Raw genomic sequence first — 18,053 nt, 5'->3', positions numbered from 1 at the left:
AGCCAAGACCTATATCTTCAATTTGGAGGTATACATCATGACATTTTGGCAGTTTGCATTTAAAAATGTAACACGAAACTCTCGGGCTTATTTTGCCTATTTTGTGAGTAGTGCGTTTTCCATTGCCATTTTCTTTTCGTTTGCCGTGTATTTATTTCATCCGCGATTACAGAATTCTAGTACGGTTGATGCAATTTCAGGATTAATGATATTTTCAGAAGTAGTCATTGTGTTCTTCTCCTTTTTCTTCTTGCTTTATTCCATCGGCACCTTCTTAAAAGTTCGAAAAAAACAATTTGGGGTTTTAACCGTTTTAGGAATATCAAGAAAGCAATTGAAACGCCTTATTTTCATGGAGAATATGTTAATCGGTATATTATCTATCTTTTTTGGCATGCAATTTGGACTTGTTTTTTCGCAATTTTTCTTATTGGTAACAGCGAAAATTTCGCATGTACCAGGATTGTATTTATACTGGCCAACATGGGCCATCATTTTAACAACGACAATCTTTCTTGGACTCTTTATCGTTGTATCAGCTTTCACTCCTATGCTCATTCGAACAAGAAAAGCGGTACGTCTTCTAAAAGAAGGAAATGTGAAACAAAAGGAACGAAAGCCATCTATTTTGATTTCTTTGTTCGGTTCCATATGTTTATTATCAGGTTATGTACTAGCTGGTAATCCAAAATACTTTTTATCACTCGGTATGGAAATAGGGTCTATATACATTGTTTCTAGTATTTTTGTTATTCCGTCTCTTGTTGCAATGGGAACCTATCTTTTCTTTTCTCAAATTAGTTTTCTGCTCATTCGTATACTGAAAAAACGAAGAAAATTTTATATGAAACGTATTAACATGCTTTGGATTTCAGACTTAGCAAGCCGCATTCGGACAAATATTAATATGCTGTTTATTGTCGCAATGTTATCTACTCTTGCATTTACAATGATTACATTTTTATATGGATTCGGGAAATTTATGAAACTCGATGTTGCAACTACTAAGCCATTCCCATTCACCTATATTTCATACGATGCCAATCCACTTGCTTCCCAACATATGGACTGGTTAGAGAAGCGACTTACTGAAGAACAATTTGCATACAAAACGTTCAAAACAGATCTATATGCCGTATCCGTATCATTGAAAGAGGATGAAGCTACGCCTTATGAAAGAGAAGTATACGTATTAAAGCAAAGTGATTATAACAAACTTGCGACTGCTTTAAATTTCGAACACCTCTTTGTAAAAGATAATGAAACATACTTACTACCTGGACATGGGTATCAAAACATATTAGGTGTTATGGAAGGAATGGACAAAATAAAAACCGTTACATTTTCTCAAAATCCCATTCCATTTCATGTAAAGGGTTATAAAACTTTTAGCTTGATACCAACTGGCCTGACTTCACAGTTACTAATTTTATCTGATGATACAGTACATTCCTTATCAAATAGCATGAAACATATGACACTGTATAATTTTCAAGTACAAAACTGGGAAAAGACACATGTAATCGCCGCAGAATATACTGATAAATTAATAAAAGATCGAAGTAGTATCGCATCTAAAGAACCTTTATTTATGATGGAGGAAGCTGGTCATTCACTATACGAAATTAAATTAAGCGCCGCTTCATTCTTCTTTATCGGTACGTTCCTTGGTGTCATTTTCTTCATTGGAGCTGGCAGTGTACTTTACTTCCGAATGTATACGGACCTAACAAATGAACAAGAAAAATATATTACCATTACAAAAATTGGTTTAACAGAATCTGAAATGAAGCGTTCAGCCACGATTCAACTTGCGATCTTATTTTTTGTCCCATATATTATGGCCTCCATTCATACGATGTTTGCCACAAAAATGTTACAAGACATCCTAGGTCTATCATTATTGGCTGAAATTATAGTTGTTCTTACGATTTTCGGAGCGGTTGAAATTATCTTTTTCTTTTTAATCCGTTCACTATATATGCAAAAATTATCGCAACATATTAAGCTTTAAGAAATAGAAAGGTGATTTTTATGGAAGAAGTATTACACATTAAAAATGTCTCGAAAGTGTATGAGGGCAAAGTCCCTCATACCGCTTTAAAAAATATTAATTTACATGTAGATAAAGGGGAATTTGTTGCAATTATGGGTCCTTCAGGGAGCGGAAAATCCACTTTCTTAAATGTAATTTCAACAATTGATTCTCCTACTTCTGGAGAAGTGTTTATTAATAGTAAACAGCCACACACATTCCGCCGAGAAAAACTTGCCGTTTTCCGTCGCCAAGAATTAGGGTTTGTCTTTCAAAACTTTAATCTACTAGATACATTAACAATTGGTGAAAACATTGTACTCCCATTAACATTAGACAACGTTCCTCTTAAAGAAATGGACGAAAAACTCGAAAACATTTCAAAGAAACTTGGGATTGATCACATTTTAGATAAGCGGATTTTTGAAGTTTCTGGTGGCCAAGCGCAGCGTACCGCGGTAGCACGTGCCGTTATTCATAATCCATCGCTCTTGCTTGCCGATGAACCTACAGGAAATCTAGACTCTAAATCTGCGATCGATGTCATGGAGTTATTTACAAAATTAAATAAGGAAGAACAGGCTACTATTTTAATGGTGACACATGACCCCTTTGCTGCTAGTTATTGCAACCGTGTTATTTTTATTAAAGATGGTGAGCTCTATAATGAATTACACCGCGGATTGTATCGTGAAAAATTCTATCAAGAAATATTAGATGTACTGGCATTACTAGGGGGAAGACGTGGATGACATTTTGGCAATTTGCATTTAAAAATGTCGTTCGTAATTCCAAAGCATACTTTGCTTATTTTGTAAGTAGTGCATTTTCAATAATGGTTTTCTTTTCATTTACTATATATGCATATCATCCACGCTTACAAGGATTAAAAGAACAAGGACCACTGATGAGCCTAATTGGTATGGCGCAGTTTGTTATCGTCATGTTCTCGTTCTTTTTTCTACTGTATTCGATTGGAACATTTTTAAACGTACGTAAACAACAATTTGGTATTTTGACCATTCTCGGTATTTCCAAAAAACAATTAAAACGACTTATTTTTATAGAAAATATGATAATTGGACTATTGGCTATTTTTTCCGGCATTCAAATTGGCCTTGTTTTTTCTAACTTTTTTCTATTGGTTACGTCCAAATTAACAGGTGCAGCAGGGCTCTATTTATATTGGCCAACAAAAGCATTTTTCACCACAACGGTAATATTTATCATTCTATTTTTAATCGTTTCGATGTTCACACCGACATTTATTCATACACGTAAAACCGTTCGTCTTATTAAAGGAGATCAAAAACAAAGCAAAGAAAAACGACCTTCGATTCTTATTTCTTTGTTTGCTTTAGCTTGTTTAGCACTATGCTATTATATTGCTGGATATCCGCAAGGGTATGTTACTGAAAAAAATGTAGAAGATGGTTCTGTGTACCTCATTATATTATCCATTTTGCCACTTGTAACAATTGGAACCTATTTATTCTTTTCTCAAACATTGCTTCTCTTTATATCTGTTTTAAAAAAGAGAAGAAAACTTTATATGAAACAAATAAATATGTTATGGATTTCAGATTTAGTCGCACGTACGCGTGGCAATATTAATATGCTCTTTATTGTTACCATGCTATCTGCACTTGCTTTTACAATTATTACACCGCTCTTTGCTACGAATAATTACACAAAAGCATCTATTCTCGAACAATATCCTGTTCCGTTCACATATACATCTAATCAGGAGAATCCATTCGAACAACAACATATTGCTACAATAGAACAAGAACTTACAAATCATCAATTCCAATATCAAAAATATAAATTTAAAGTTTTAAAAGATAAAGTTCAAGAAGAAGATATTGTTATTATGAAAATGAGTAATTATAATACACTAGCTAAACTATTAAAAAAGCCAGAAATTCAGTTAGATGGGAACGAAGCATTTAGCATCTCTAGATATTCACCAACGCTATTAAATTTAATAACCAATCCGTTTGCAAAAAAGCAAACCTTTACTTTGGAATCTAATAAAAAAGAATTTTATATTAAAGGTTTTCTAAAGCACGGTGTCGAGCCACAATATGCTCTTCCTCATACAACTGTGATACAAGATACCGTATTTGATAACATGATTCCACATATCGAAACCATGACTATATATAACTATCTTGTTGAAAATTGGGAAGACACTCTGATTCCTACCAAAAATATAGTAAATCTTATAGATCAAGACCGAAACAATTTATTTAAAAATAGAAATTCAGAATCGCACCATGTTACGATTCCATTTGGACTTACTACATCTAGTGATGCGCTAGCATACAGTAAAAAGAGTAATGTTTCTAGTTTCTTTATTGGAACTTTTCTCGGCATCATTTTCTTTATTGGGGCAGCGAGTGTTTTGTACTTCCGTATGTATAATGATTTAACAAGGGAAACACAAAAGTATATTGCCATTACAAAGATTGGATTAACAGAATCTGAGATGTTCCGTTCCGCAACAATCCAATTGGCCATTTTATTTTTCGTACCTTATGTAATTGCCGCTGTCCACACCATATTCGCCATTCAATTTTTACAAAACATGCTCGCAATTTCTTTACTCAAAGAGTTATTATTTGTACTCACTTTATTTGGGATGATAGAGATCATTTTCTTTTTCCTAATCCGTTCTCTCTATATAAAAAAATTATCACAACACATTAAACTGTAAATAAAATAGCCTTGTGCGCATGCACAAGGCTATTTTCAATAGTTTTTAAGTGTTAGCAGCAGTATCCACCATATCCGCCATATCCGCCGCCGTAACAACAACCGCCACCATAGCCTCCACCGCCGAAGCAGCTAGCACCGATGATAATCAATAAAATAAACAATACAATTAGAAGCGCAAAGCCGCCGCCACATCCGTGCCTGCCGTGTCCGCCATGCCCTCTGTTATCGCAATTTTCACTCATTGCTCTATTCCTCCTTTAGTATCATTCGTAACAAGATCCTAACCTTGTTCTAAATGAGGGGATTCCATTTATATTATGTTTTCAGGGCAAATCGGGAGCTTGTTTTTTCAAAAAACAGGCTTGTTTCGCTTAAAAGACCGTTCACTATATAGCAACGGAATGAGGAAATAGCAAAAAAAAGGATGCCCTTAAAGAGCCACCCCTTACCTTATATGAACATATTAAGCAATAGTGCAAATCCAAATGCGATAAATGACAATAATGTCTCAAGTACCGTCCACGTTTTAAACGTCTCTTTGACTGTTAACCCCAAATACTCTTTTACAAGCCAGAACCCAGCATCATTGACGTGTGAAAACATTAATGACCCTGCCCCTGTCGCAATGACGAGCAATTCTAAATTCACACCTGACATATGTTCAATTACTGGTGAAACAATACTAGCTGCCGTTGTCAATGCGACTGTAGCTGAACCTGTAGCAATTCGAATTAAGCCTGCAACCATAAAGGCTAACACGATTGGTGATAACGATAAGTGCTCTGACATTTGAGCAATGGAAGTTCCTACACCACTCTCAATTAAAATTTGTTTAAACCCTCCGCCTGCACCAATAATTAAAATAATGGAGCCAACAGGTAACAAGCTTTCATCGGTTAATTTTTTAATCATCTTTTTATCGATTCCTTGGCGCATACTTAGTAAATAAAATGCCGCAAAGCAAGAAATAAGTAAAGCAATAACTGGACTTCCTACAAAAACTAAAAATTCAGACATTATATTTGGTAATGAAGTATACGGTGCAATAACTGATAAAACCATTAGTAATACAGGTAATAAGATAATAAAGCATGAAACTTTACGACTTGGTAAATCTGTAGATGCTGTTGTCACACGAATCAATTCAGGTTCCCCTTCCGGAATCACTCGTTTATGCACCCACTTTGCAAACAGTGGTCCAGCGATAATCGCTGTTGGTAAAGCAATGATTAATGAATAAAGGAGCACTTTTCCTAAATTCGCATTATAAATGCCAATTGCTGTCATTGCACCTGGGTGCGGTGGCACAAGCCCATGTACGATAGATAAACCTGCAATTACAGGTAAAGCAATTAATAATATGTTTTGTTTCGTTGTTTTCCGAATTGAAATAACAAGTGGTAATAAGATAACAATCCCAACTTCAAAAAATACTGGAATCCCGATTATAAAACCGGCAAAGAGCATTGCCCAAGGCAATTTCTTCACACCAAAGAATCGAATAAAGGAATCTGCCACTTGCATACCAGCACCTGAATCTGACATCATTTTCCCTAGAATTGTACCGAGCGCTAAAATACCAACTAAATGCCCTAGTACACTTCCAACACCAATTTCATAGGCAGTAACAATTTTAGTTAAAGATACCCCGGACATAATTGCCAAAAAAATACAAGCAACTGTTAAACTAATGAACGCATGCCATTTCCACCATGATACTCCTACTATTACAATGACGATTGCAAGCAAAGTAATGATTAATAAGTATATATCCATATCCACTTCCCCCTTCGATATGAAAACGTTCCCATTAAAACCCAAGAGGAATTCATTCCTCTTCAGGTTTTATACATCATAATTCACAACATAATGTTGCATTTCAGTATTATAATATCCTTCACTATATTCAATTACTGTTCCGATTTCATCATATGAATAACGCATCCGCTTTAATAATGATGTATTTTCCTTTTCCCCTAATATCGTCCCAATATGAGCTGGCGGAGTAGCAACAGCAAACTCATCTCGAAAGTTTTCTAAGTGTACGCCTTGTTCTTCGACTAAGCCATAAAGTGATTGGAACGTTAAATCCGATAGTTCCGCTACCTCCATTTGCACCGGCAAATAGTGCGTATAATGAATATATGGTGCATCATTCAAAACATACAAGCGCTCGATACGGAAACACTGCTTTCCAAATAATCGAAAAGGTACTGTTCCTTCCTCATTATCTACAACTCCTGCTTGCAGCAATTTCTTCTGAACTTTATGCCCTTCTTCCACTAAAACTTCTGTAAATCGCTTTCCTTTAGAAAGTTTTGCAGTCGAAGTATTTCGAATGACTTTTGTTCCTTTTCCACTCTTCTTTTCCAAATACCCTTCTTGAACAAGTTCTTTAATCGCATTTCGCACTGTGATTTTACTTACTTTAAACTCTTCTTCTAACTGTGGTTCTGAAGGGATATTTGTATGAATCGCATATACACCATGTAATATCCGATCCCGAAGTATATTCTTAATTTGTAAATATAATGGTCCTTTTTTTCGAGTTACGTTCACCGCTACACTCACTACCTTTCTACATCACCTACTGATTCCGTCATCGCTCTGAATATATCTTTCTCCGATGACATCGGCGTATCACCGACGATTGTATGTGCAAGCATTCCCGCTACCGCAGCAAATGCTACTGTTTTCTCTGATGCAAATCCTTCTACCTCGCCATGGATAATTCCGCTCGTATAAGCATCTCCAGCACCTATTCTATCATATACAGAAAACGTGAGTGTTTTTGAAAATGTGAATCTTTGATTTTTAAACATATACCCACAAAGTGAATGCGTATTATCACTATTTATCGCTCGATGTGTCCCTGCAATTGTAGAAATATGGTACCGCTTTGCAACCTTAGGGATTAAATCAGTTAATTGCTCTTTACGCTCTATCTCGTCTGTTTTCATCCCAAGAATGAACATCGCATCTTTTTCGTTCATCATCACAATATCAGCTAGATATAGCATTTCTTCATAATGTGGTTTTGCCTGTTCATATCCACCTTCTCCCCAAAGAGATGGCCGATAATTACAATCAAAAACAACTGTACCACCGTTCTCTTTCACAGCTTTGGCAAAAGATTGCATATGCTGACGAACAGAATCATTCATCGCAAGTGTAATACCGCAAAAATGAACGACATCGATTTTTTTCGCAATTTCTTCAAAATGGTACGTTCCTTCAGGCGCTGTATTAAAACTGCTCTCTAATCGATTGGAATAGGTAACGCGGCTTGGCCGCGCTCCAAATCCATTCTCTAAAAAGTACATACCAACATATTTTCCGCCCCGCTTAATAAACGAGTGATGAATGCCTAATTTTTGAACATATGATATCGCTGCATCTCCTACTGCATTATCTGGCAATGTGGATACAAGTGAACCGCCATGTCCTAAACGAGCAAGTGCGGATGCGACATTTACGCCTGTACCGGAAAATGAATAATTCAGTGTATTTGCTTGCGATAAATATTCATAACCAGGTACCTGAAGGCGCATCATCACTTCTCCAAATACTGCAATATTCTTAGGCATGTTGATTAACTAATTTCTTTACTGTTGCTAATAGTTCTCGAACATCTTCCACATTCGTTTTCCCTGTTTCTTTATCAATAATAGATGAATACACATGTGGAATCACTTGTTGCACATTTGCCTCTAACGCAATGCGTAAAATCGTTTCAAAGTTTTCTTTATCAATTCCGCCTGTTGGTTCTAATGCAAATCCTTCTTCAGCACATGCTGTCGCAACTGCATGGAACTCTTCTTCATGAGCTAATCCTTTCATCGGGAAGTACTTAATTGCGTTTCCACCCATATCACGTATAAGTGCGATTGCCGTTTTAATAGGTACAATCGCATGCTCATCTTGTGCTGCACTGATTGGTCCTGTTGAAATATTTACATACCCTACTCTTCCTGTAGGCGATACTAAACTATTAATCCAGCTATCCTTTTCCCCAAGATTTGCACGTGTAGCTCCAACAGCAGGAAACACTTGGTTAATATGACTACCAGGATACTGTTTTACAATCTCTGCCACTACTGCCGCTTGGCGATTATCTCCTGCACCAAGTCCAATAGATACAGCTTCGTCAATTTCTTTTCCGTATTCTCTCATTGCAACTACTGCTTCTTTTACTGTTGGGTAATCTTTTGATAAAACACCTACCAATACATAACCTTCCGCTGCGTCAAATAATTCTTTCGCATTTTCAATACTACTTGCTAATACATTTAATGCCACGCGGCCTTTATAAAAACGTTTTTGAATGTTTGTCATCTTATTTTCCCCCCCACTAGTTCTCTTAATTTTGATTCAATCACGTGTATATCATCACCTTGAAGTGGACGTGGATCAATATCAAAATGTCCTTGTCTCACACCATAATCACGTGTATAAATCGCGATTTCCCCTTCACGTAAGCCTGTTACAATATCTTTTGCTGTTTTATTTATTTTTGCTTCGTCAATATGAATACGTGCACGGAATATTGCTCGTCCTGCTTCATCCTGCACAAGTGTTACATTCACGCCTGCTAATTCTTTCAGCGGCATCAGTGCTTGTAACATTTCTTTTTCTTGTTCACTCTTATCTTCTTTAACGCCATACTCATCAAGTGCTTGCAGTAAGCCAAATGTTGTTTCTTTCCCAACTTTCATGCTTCTTCCACTGCAATGCAGCTGTACTTTAATCCATTCAATATACTTCCTCTTACCACCGACAATTCCTGAAGTCGGCCCTTCAATTGCTTTAGAACCACTATAGATTGCTAGATCAGAATACTTCACATATTTTTGAAGATCTTCTTCTGCAGCTGCATCTACAATAAGCGGTACACCATTTCTCTTAGCGACTTCCCATGCTTCTTCAACAGAAATCATATTTTTTTGAACTGCATGGTGTGATTTCACATACAGAATAGCGGCTGTATTTTCACCAATTGCATCTTCAATATGTTCAGCTTTCCCTTCGTTCGCATAACCTACTTCCACAAGCTTACCGCCACCTAAGTAAATCATCGTTTCAACAGGTGCACCATACTGAACGTTGTGCCCTTTCAGCATAATGACTTCATTTTTTGCAATTACTTCTTGATGAAGTCTTTCACTCTTACGACGATTGCCTTCTGTAACAAGTGCGGCGACAGAAAGTGCAATGCCGCTTGAAGCTGAATTGACAACAACAGCTGCCTCTGAATCTAAGATACTCGCAATATAATCGCCTGCTTTATCTACTAAATCTGCAATTTCCACATAATTTTGTCCACCATGTTTCATCGCATCCATTACTGTATTAGTTGGAGCAGATACGCCTAAAATACTCATTCTCCCGCTCGCATTAATTACACGTTTCAATCCGTATTTAGCATTCAATGAATGACCCATTTATTACAACCCCTTTTGTATCAATTCTTCTTTCAGCTATGCGCTGATCCCCTTCTGAATCAATTAACGTAATTGGTTCATTTTTAACCGTAAATAAGGTTAAATTCGCAATATCTCCAGCCTGAATTCGGCCAAGTTCTGGTTTCTTAAGCCAATTTGCTGCATTCGTCGTAACAGCTGCAATAACTTCCTCTAAGGCATAACCTAAATGAAGGAATTTAGAAAGAACATTTGCCATACTATAAACCGGACCATGTACACGATTTTTACGATATATATCTGTACTAATTGTATGAAGTCCGATACCATGGTGCTTCGCTGCTTCAGCCACTTTAAATGAAAAACTAGCATTACCATGCCCAACATCTAAATGGATACCACGTTCAATCGCATCAAGTAACACCTTAAGCGGCTTTCCTTCCTTATCAAAAAGGTTATTTTCTTTTCCGTTTAAGTAATGCGTAATGACATCACCTTTTTCTAAAAGCGGTACTACCTCTTCAATACGAGGAGGTGCTGAACCGATGTGTACCATAAGCGGTAACAATGTTTCACGAGATAATGACCGTGCTACATGTAATGGTTCAATCCCACTACCACAAACGACGCTTTTACTAATTCGTGCCTTTAAACCAACAATTATGTCTTTATATTGATCAACTGCTTGCACGACTTTCTCTCTATCTATCCATTCCATATTGGATAATTCGTTAATTCGTTTTAATCCAATGCGTGAAATGTTCAAAAAGGCAAATAAGTTTGTTTTCGCCTGCTCTCTACTTGCAACTAAATCTGCAATACGATCTGCACCACAGCTCCCCGCATCAACAATTGTTATTACCCCTTGTTTAACGCCAATTTCATCTACTTCATCTCCATATGGATCAAATTCTGGAAAGGCATGAACATGTAAATCAATCCAACCACTCGATACATACACATCTGAGTAATCGAAAATCTTTCCACCTTCTCCAGCACCAGCCTTTGTTATCTCAGCGATTTTATTATTTTCAATTACAATGTCAATTTCTTCCCCGTTCACACGTTTTACATTACGTAGTACGAATCGTTCTGTCATTGTACTTCCACCCTTTTCTATAAAAAGCCCTAAAGAATACGCTTACATTTTAGTTTCACTTTATCTCTTTCACACATTTAGAGTAACATGAAAAAAAATAAAAGTAAATATAACGTTATAATGTTTAGGGCGAAAAATAGAGCAGATACCTATAAAATTTCTAAATAAGTACCTGCTTACATCATTCTAAGCTTCTTTTGGAGTAGATCTTTTACTGATCCAAACACCTAAACCTACCATTCCAAGCCAACAACAGAATGCTAAAATAAACATTAATAGCGGTACTGGTAACCCCGGAATCTCCAACTTATTCCTTCCAACAATTGTTTGAAAAAGTTGCGACCACTGGGTATCGTAGTAAATCCCAACCGTCACAATCACAACAAATACAAAGAATTGTAAACACATATTTCCAATCGATCTCCAAGTTGTGTGAATGAGTAATGAAAGCTCTCTGTGTGAAGGATTATGGGTATATACATTCATATTATTTTTAGAAGAAATCATGTTAAATGTATAGCTCCCAATTGTTACACTAAGGATAATAAATATCGGTGAATAAAATCCGAATAACATTAAAAATGTACTCAATAGAAAAATATATACTGGATTCATTTTCTTAACCGTTTTATTGTTTAACAGTGTAGACATTAACATCCCTAATAAATACGGACCGATTACAATAAAAATACTAGTTAAAATATTATAAAATGCAAAACTATAAAATATCCCTATCAAAAATAAATAACCATTTCCAAATCCAAGCAAAAATGATTGGGCCTTTAATTTAGCTGGTAATGATGAAGAAAGTTTATGAAAAAATTGACCTCTTAATAATTTAAAAAGCATGAAACCAACAAGCAGTATAGTCACAATAAGGAAAAAGAGTATGATTTGTTCATTGTCTATACTACGACTCGCACGTAACAGAATAACGAGTAGAGAAAACAACAGAAACCTTACGACTGCCCCTATAATTGAAAAAGAGGGCATTTCTTTGACTTTTTCAATTGTTGGCATTTTTCTTATGGCCAAAAGTATGCTAATTAAGCAACTTCCATACACTAAGGTTACTAGTGGCAGGTTTACTAAGCTAATGGCCAAAAGTATTACAATTAACAAGAAGAAAACGATAAAAATAATCATTGCTTGTTGATTTTCGTTAAAAACTTTCCCCCCTCTTTCTACGTGACGAAATAATAAAGTGCTTGTCATTGAAGAAATAGTACTAACTGAAAAACCAGAAACTAATGCACTTCCTTCAAGCCATAGGGAAGAATCTTTAAAAAAGGCAACACTAATGATAGATACTATCGTAATGAACACAGACCAGTATAAAGATCGATGAATACCAATCTTACTAACTATAGGTATCCAAATGAACACCCCAGTCATATAGGTAGTATAAAACAAGATAGATGGCCAATATCCTTCAAATCCGTTGGCTAATTGTAGTCCATACACAACGTAAAAAAGCATTGGTGTAAAGATTGTACTTAGTAGTAGACTATATATAAATATACTCTGAATCCTACCCCATCTTTCTCTATCGATATGTATCATACAATACCTCCACTAAAATTGAAAATTCAACTGCTTCTAATTCATATTCTATCCTAAATCGTGATATTGTATATTACAAAAGCAATTTACAATTATCAAAGAATACTTGAGTTATTTAACTCCCCACCAATCGGGATTTTACAGGATAAACTGAAAAATATCTTTCTATCCTACAGGCAAATTCAAATAGAAAGAAGTTAAAATCAATATTTTTTAAGGTCAAGATTTCTGAAAGAAAATAAAAAAAAGGCACTTTATCAGTGCCTTTATCCTAATATAGATCTCGCGCTAGGATTAATGGAGAATATTTCAATAAAACACAGAGACATAGCCATGAAACAGATATCCGCTTCATAATTAGCTTAACACCAATCGAATATACAGTAAATTGAGAATATTTATATAGAATATTGTTAATGTTTAGTATAGATACTTTCCACTATAGCTATAGTAAAATGACATTTTACTGTTGAATCATATATGAAAATTACTTTGAATACTTTTCAATTCACATAAAAAAATCGTACCAGCTAGTACCATACTTAACGCAAATAATGCAATCATTTTTGAACGAAAGCTTCTTATCATTTTAGCCATTGAATGTATACCCAACCCCCCAAACCGTTTTTATCAATTTGTTTTTCCTTTTATCCTCTCCAAGTTTTTTTCGTAAGGTACGAATATGTACCATAACTGTATTCCCACCTTCATAGTAGTCCTCTGCCCACACTTGTTGAAAAATATTTTCCACATTATAAACTTTCTTTGGATGACTCGCTAGTAAATATAAAATATCAAACTCTTTTGGCGTTAGCTCAATATGTTCACCATAGAGACTAACTGTCCGTTGATCAGGATAAATAACTAATCCACCAACTTCCAAAACGAATTTATTATCTGGTTTAGGTTGATTCAACTTCAAAAATCTCCGTAACTGAGCATTTACACGAGCAACTAGTTCAATAGGAGTGAAAGGTTTCGTCATGTAATCATCTGCCCCAATTACCAGTCCTGTTACTTTATCAAAGTCAGATGTTTTTGCACTTAAGAAAATGATAGGCATATGGTATTGTCCTCGAATTTGACGCGTTACTTCATAACCATCCATTTCAGGCATCATAATATCTAAAATTACCAAATCAATTACTTGCGATTGAATAACTTGAATAGCTTCTTTCCCATTAGATGCTTTGACTACACGGTAGCCTTCTTTTTCTAAATGGATAGCAATTAAATCTGCAATTTCCATCTCATCATCAGCTATCAAAATCGAAATACGTTTCATTTTATTCCCCCCCCCGTATAAAGTTAGCATTCAATATTTCATATCTATTTCGTTTCTATTCTATCGCTCCAGCCTTGCGGAGTTATACACTTTCAAAACATCCAACTGTTTTTTTGGATATATATTTTAACATGCTTGATTTTAAACCAGTCTATTCCGTTTGTACAATAAGAAAAGGCTGCCCACAATAGCAGCCTTTCCTTACACCCAATCACCTGAAATAAAGTGAAACTTTAATCAGTAGATAATTACCTAATAATATCGGAGAGCTAAACAAAAGACAAATTAATCTCTTCTCGCTCCCTCATCCGTTCAGCTTTCACATATAATCCGCTGCTTCGTTATCGCTTCTAACCTGTTTCGGTTTACGTTATATCCAAATCCAGCTTCTTTCGGAACAATTACTTTCCCGCCTTGTAGCATGACTTCTGGTGAAATAATATCTCGCTCCCAATGTCTACTTGAAGCTGAAATATCTCCTGGAATCGTAAAGTTTGGAAGTGATGCTAACGCAATATTTTGTGCGCGCGAAATCCCCATTTCAACCATACCACCGCACCAAACAGGAATATCGTGCCGCTGACAATAATCATGAATTTGAATCGATTCGGTTAATCCGCCAACACGTCCTGGTTTAATATTAACAATACGGCAGCTTCCAAGTGTAATGGCTACTCTCGCGTCTTCTAAACAATGAATACTTTCATCTAAACAAATCGGTGTTTCTATTCTCTTTTGCAGCTCAGCATGATCCAGAAAATCGTTATCTGCTAAAGGCTGCTCAATCATCATTAACTGAAATTCATCTAACCTCTTTAATTGCTCCGTATCCGCTAACGTATATGCTGAATTCGCATCGACCATTAATGGAATTTTTGAAAAGACCTTTCGTATTTCCTTTAGTAACTCATAATCAAGTTCCGGCTTTATTTTCACTTTAAATCGCTGGTATCCTTCTTCTGCATACTTTTCAATTCGCTTTAACATATTCGGAATCGTATCTAATCCAATCACAACACCGACTTCAATTTCTAGCTGTGTTCCGCCAAGTAAAGTCGCTAGTGATTGATTTTGGCGTTTCGCATACAAATCCCATACTGCACCTTCTATCCCTGCTTTCGCCATACGATTACGCTTTATATGTTGAAAGAGATTCGGAATCTCATTTGGATGCGTAATTTCAACTTTCAATAAATCTGGTAATAAAAAGTCCTTCAGCATATGTAGCGCTGTTGTTACTGTTTCTTCTGTATACCACGGCTCTGAAAAAGCAACGACTTCCCCAAAACCGATATATCCGTCCGTATCCTCTAGTTCAATGACGATACTCTCACGTGTTTTATACGTTCCGTAACTTGCTGCAAAAGGGATAACGAGAGGCATTTCTGTTATATAAAGCGTCGCCTTTTTGATTCTCATCTACATTTCCTCCAGTAGCTGCCTTAATTCACGTCTTAACAATTTTTTTGAAGCATTACGTGGTAACTCAGATAAGAAATGTACTTCTTTCGGTACTTTATATCGCGCTAACCTTTCTTCACAAAAACGAATAAGCTCTTCTTCTGTTATATCGTCAGCTTTCACAATAAATGCAGCTGGTACTTGTCCCCACTTTTCATCTACTTTTCCAACAACACCAGCCTCTGCGACTGCCGCATGAGCAAGTAGTACTTCCTCAATTTGCGCTGGATAAATATTTTCTCCGCCTGAAATAATTAAATCACTGCGGCGATCTAATACATATAGGAACCCTTCTTCATCCAAATACCCAAGATCTCCTGTATGCAACCAACCATTTATTATTGTTTCACGCGTCGCATCTTCCCGTTTAAAATAACCACGCGTTACATTCGGTCCTTTTACAACAATCTCTCCTTCAACATTCGGCAGTACTACTTCGCCATCATTCTCAATCCGAAGCTGACATGAAAAAAGAGGTTTTCCAGCTGATCCAATTTTCGTTAACATGTAATCCGCTGAAAGCGTACAGATTTGAGAAGAAGTTTCTGTCATACCATACGTTTGATATACAGGAATTCCTTTTGCCACACATGTTTCTAATAACGGCTTCGGTGCTGGTCCTCCGCCTAATAACACACATCGTAAGGATTTAGGATAGGTACCTTCTCCAAGTCGATCTAATAGGTCTGTCAGCATTTTAGAAACGACTGATATGATTGTAACTCCTCTTGTTTCTAGTGCCTCATGAATGAAATCTGGATCATATTTCGGAACAAGTAAAATCCTCATACCGTACATAATATTTTTCATTAAAAGAGATAAACCACCTACATGAAACATCGGCATACACGCTAGCCAACAATCATCATCACGAAGCCCTAAATTAAGTGATGATCCAACAGCACTCGCCCAATGATTGCCATACGTTAAAATAACGCCTTTCGGTTTACCAGTTGTCCCTGATGTATAAATAATCGTCATTGCCTCTTCTAAGGAGAATTCCTCTTGAACGACTGCAGTTTTCTTCTGTCCTTCCACTACTTCTGCAAATGCATGCACTGGTACCTGCTCGGTTTCAAATTCTTGGTCCGTTATTAAGCAAACAACTTCAGCATCTTCCATTTGCCAAAGTAGCTCTTCTCTTGAAAGACGTGTATTGAGAAGTACAGCCACTGCCCCTATATATGATAAAGCGTGAATGACTGTAATCATCTCCGTACCATTTTTCATCAGAACAGCCACTTTTTGACCTTTTTCTATCTGTAAGTAAGAAAGGTGTTCACAAACAGATAATACTTTTTCATGCAGTTCTAAAAAGGTAATCTTCTCCTCTTTCGTTTCAATCGCAGTGCGCTCTGGTGTTAGAAATGCACGTTGCATTAACCAATTGGGCATCGTCTCCATTACACATTCTCCTTTCATTAAAGAAAGAGACTTGATGTACAATCAAGTCTCTTTTTTGCTTCCGCTTTAATCCCATCCAGCTACGCCTCCTCGACCCTTGCGTCTAAGAACCTTCCGCACAAGAAAGTAAAAATCACTTTCTGTACGAAAGAACCTTAGCCAACAGGTCTAAACAGTCGGCTCCGCTTTTAATCACGGAAAACGAGGGAATTGTCCAAAGTCCGGGCTGCGTTTTTCTTTGAACGCGTCGCGGCCTTCTTTTGCTTCGTCAGTTGTGTAGTACAATAACGTTGCGTCTCCCGCTAGTTGCTGGATACCAGCTAAACCATCTGTATCTGCGTTAAACGCAGCTTTTAAGAAACGAAGTGCCATTGGGCTGTTTCCTAAGATTTCTTCTGCCCACTGTACTGTTTCTGCTTCTAATTGATCTAATGGTACAACTGTGTTTACTAAGCCCATATCAAGTGCTTCTTGTGCACTGTATTGACGACATAGGTACCAAATTTCACGAGCTTTCTTATGACCTACCATACGAGCTAAATAACCAGCTCCGTATCCGCCATCAAAGCTACCTACTTTAGGACCAGTTTGTCCGAATACAGCGTTGTCTGCTGCGATTGTTAAGTCACATACGATATGAAGTACGTGTCCACCGCCAATTGCATAACCTGCTACCATTGCAATAACTGGTTTAGGGATTGCGCGAATTAAACGTTGTAAGTCTAATACGTTTAAGCGTGGGATTTGGTCCTCACCTACATATCCGCCATGACCGCGAACCTTTTGGTCGCCACCAGAACAGAATGCACGTCCACCTTCACCCGTTAAAATGATAACGCCAACATTTGCATCATCACGTGCGTGTGCAAAAGCATTGATTAACTCCATTACCGTCTTCGGACGGAATGCATTATGTACTTCAGGACGGTTAATCGAAATCTTTGCGATACCATTGTATGTGGAATAAATAATATCTTCGTAATTTCCTTCTTTTACCCATTCAATAGCCATTACTATTACCTCCTTTTTTATCTTGCTAATAGTCAATTTAACTTGTCCACTAGC

Annotated in this window: 15 protein-coding genes; 3 read left to right on the top strand and 12 right to left on the bottom strand. The window is 36.6% G+C overall.

Annotation, left to right across the window (positions count from 1 at the left end):
* Positions 1–37 precede the first annotated feature (37 nt).
* The 3 genes from AZF08_RS09775 to AZF08_RS09765 are packed head-to-tail and all read left to right on the top strand — an operon-like array spanning position 38 to position 4,754.
* Positions 38–2,014 (top strand): ABC transporter permease, encoded by a 1,977-nt coding sequence (locus tag AZF08_RS09775; RefSeq protein ID WP_033676280.1) that lies wholly within the window; start codon positions 38–40, stop codon positions 2,012–2,014.
* Positions 2,015–2,034: 20 nt separating this feature from the next.
* The gene (locus tag AZF08_RS09770; RefSeq protein WP_033676278.1) at positions 2,035–2,787 is read left to right on the top strand and encodes an ABC transporter ATP-binding protein; all 753 of its coding nucleotides are present in this window, start codon (positions 2,035–2,037) and stop codon (positions 2,785–2,787) included.
* Positions 2,784–4,754: an FtsX-like permease family protein gene (locus AZF08_RS09765; protein WP_033676276.1), complete on the top strand. Its 1,971-nt coding sequence runs from the start codon at positions 2,784–2,786 to the stop codon at positions 4,752–4,754. The genes AZF08_RS09770 and AZF08_RS09765 overlap by 4 nt, the downstream gene beginning before the upstream one ends.
* Positions 4,755–4,806: 52 nt before the next feature.
* On the opposite strand, the gene AZF08_RS09760 is transcribed toward AZF08_RS09765, so the two are convergent.
* The 12 genes from AZF08_RS09760 to menB form a co-directional block, all read right to left on the bottom strand.
* Complete coding sequence (locus AZF08_RS09760) at positions 4,807–4,998, bottom strand: YjcZ family sporulation protein (protein WP_033676274.1); 192 nt, start codon at positions 4,996–4,998, stop codon at positions 4,807–4,809.
* A gap of 208 nt (positions 4,999–5,206) precedes the next feature.
* Positions 5,207–6,532 carry a GntP family permease gene (locus tag AZF08_RS09755; protein ID WP_033676273.1) on the bottom strand — a complete coding sequence of 442 codons (1,326 nt, stop codon included), beginning with the start codon at positions 6,530–6,532 and terminating at the stop codon, positions 5,207–5,209.
* A gap of 69 nt (positions 6,533–6,601) precedes the next feature.
* Positions 6,602–7,327, bottom strand: a complete 726-nt coding sequence (locus AZF08_RS09750; RefSeq protein ID WP_033676272.1) for a GntR family transcriptional regulator — start codon at positions 7,325–7,327, stop codon at positions 6,602–6,604.
* Entirely contained in the window at positions 7,327–8,343 is a 1,017-nt protein-coding gene (locus AZF08_RS09745; protein WP_033676271.1) for a sugar kinase, read from the bottom strand. The genes AZF08_RS09750 and AZF08_RS09745 overlap by 1 nt, the downstream gene beginning before the upstream one ends.
* On the bottom strand, positions 8,336–9,091 hold the full coding sequence (gene dagF, locus AZF08_RS09740; RefSeq protein ID WP_033676269.1) for a 2-dehydro-3-deoxy-phosphogluconate aldolase: 756 nt from the start codon (positions 9,089–9,091) through the stop codon (positions 8,336–8,338). The genes AZF08_RS09745 and dagF overlap by 8 nt, the downstream gene beginning before the upstream one ends.
* Positions 9,088–10,197, bottom strand: a complete 1,110-nt coding sequence (locus AZF08_RS09735; protein ID WP_033676267.1) for a DgaE family pyridoxal phosphate-dependent ammonia lyase — start codon at positions 10,195–10,197, stop codon at positions 9,088–9,090. The genes dagF and AZF08_RS09735 overlap by 4 nt, the downstream gene beginning before the upstream one ends.
* Positions 10,175–11,275, bottom strand: a complete 1,101-nt coding sequence (locus AZF08_RS09730; RefSeq protein WP_033676266.1) for an amidohydrolase/deacetylase family metallohydrolase — start codon at positions 11,273–11,275, stop codon at positions 10,175–10,177. Before AZF08_RS09730 ends, AZF08_RS09735 begins: the two co-directional genes overlap by 23 nt.
* Before the next feature lie 186 nt (positions 11,276–11,461).
* Positions 11,462–12,754 carry a hypothetical protein gene (locus AZF08_RS09725; RefSeq protein WP_033676360.1) on the bottom strand — a complete coding sequence of 431 codons (1,293 nt, stop codon included), beginning with the start codon at positions 12,752–12,754 and terminating at the stop codon, positions 11,462–11,464.
* A 673-nt stretch (positions 12,755–13,427) separates the two neighbouring features.
* A complete protein-coding gene (locus AZF08_RS09720) occupies positions 13,428–14,123 on the bottom strand; it encodes a response regulator transcription factor (RefSeq protein WP_033676264.1) in 696 nt (231 codons plus the stop codon).
* Positions 14,124–14,435: 312 nt separating this feature from the next.
* Positions 14,436–15,542: an o-succinylbenzoate synthase gene (gene menC, locus AZF08_RS09715; RefSeq protein WP_033676261.1), complete on the bottom strand. Its 1,107-nt coding sequence runs from the start codon at positions 15,540–15,542 to the stop codon at positions 14,436–14,438.
* Positions 15,543–16,988, bottom strand: a complete 1,446-nt coding sequence (locus tag AZF08_RS09710) for an o-succinylbenzoate--CoA ligase (protein ID WP_033676260.1) — start codon at positions 16,986–16,988, stop codon at positions 15,543–15,545.
* A 192-nt stretch (positions 16,989–17,180) separates the two neighbouring features.
* A complete protein-coding gene (menB, locus tag AZF08_RS09705; protein WP_033676258.1) occupies positions 17,181–17,999 on the bottom strand; it encodes a 1,4-dihydroxy-2-naphthoyl-CoA synthase in 819 nt (272 codons plus the stop codon).
* Positions 18,000–18,053 lie beyond the last annotated feature (54 nt).

It is taken from the genome of Bacillus gaemokensis, assembly GCF_001590835.1.
Taxonomy (GTDB): Bacteria; Bacillota; Bacilli; order Bacillales; family Bacillaceae_G; genus Bacillus_A; species Bacillus_A gaemokensis.
This window is presented reverse-complemented; position numbering and strand designations above follow the sequence as displayed.

Excerpts from the sequence above, each read along its gene's own strand:
- AZF08_RS09775 (WP_033676280.1), top strand. The coding sequence starts at position 38 with ATGACATTTTGGCAGTTTGCATTTAAAAATGTAACACGAAACTCTCGG.
- AZF08_RS09770 (WP_033676278.1), top strand. The coding sequence starts at position 2,035 with ATGGAAGAAGTATTACACATTAAAAATGTCTCGAAAGTGTATGAGGGC.
- AZF08_RS09765 (WP_033676276.1), top strand. The coding sequence starts at position 2,784 with ATGACATTTTGGCAATTTGCATTTAAAAATGTCGTTCGTAATTCCAAA.
- AZF08_RS09760 (WP_033676274.1), bottom strand. The coding sequence starts at position 4,998 with ATGAGTGAAAATTGCGATAACAGAGGGCATGGCGGACACGGCAGGCAC.
- AZF08_RS09755 (WP_033676273.1), bottom strand. The coding sequence starts at position 6,532 with ATGGATATATACTTATTAATCATTACTTTGCTTGCAATCGTCATTGTA.
- AZF08_RS09745 (WP_033676271.1), bottom strand. The coding sequence starts at position 8,343 with ATGCCTAAGAATATTGCAGTATTTGGAGAAGTGATGATGCGCCTTCAG.
- dagF (WP_033676269.1), bottom strand. The coding sequence starts at position 9,091 with ATGACAAACATTCAAAAACGTTTTTATAAAGGCCGCGTGGCATTAAAT.
- AZF08_RS09735 (WP_033676267.1), bottom strand. The coding sequence starts at position 10,197 with ATGGGTCATTCATTGAATGCTAAATACGGATTGAAACGTGTAATTAAT.
- AZF08_RS09730 (WP_033676266.1), bottom strand. The coding sequence starts at position 11,275 with ATGACAGAACGATTCGTACTACGTAATGTAAAACGTGTGAACGGGGAA.
- AZF08_RS09725 (WP_033676360.1), bottom strand. The coding sequence starts at position 12,754 with ATGCTTTTTTACGTTGTGTATGGACTACAATTAGCCAACGGATTTGAA.
- AZF08_RS09720 (WP_033676264.1), bottom strand. The coding sequence starts at position 14,123 with ATGAAACGTATTTCGATTTTGATAGCTGATGATGAGATGGAAATTGCA.
- menC (WP_033676261.1), bottom strand. The coding sequence starts at position 15,542 with ATGAGAATCAAAAAGGCGACGCTTTATATAACAGAAATGCCTCTCGTT.
- AZF08_RS09710 (WP_033676260.1), bottom strand. The coding sequence starts at position 16,988 with ATGGAGACGATGCCCAATTGGTTAATGCAACGTGCATTTCTAACACCA.
- menB (WP_033676258.1), bottom strand. The coding sequence starts at position 17,999 with ATGGCTATTGAATGGGTAAAAGAAGGAAATTACGAAGATATTATTTAT.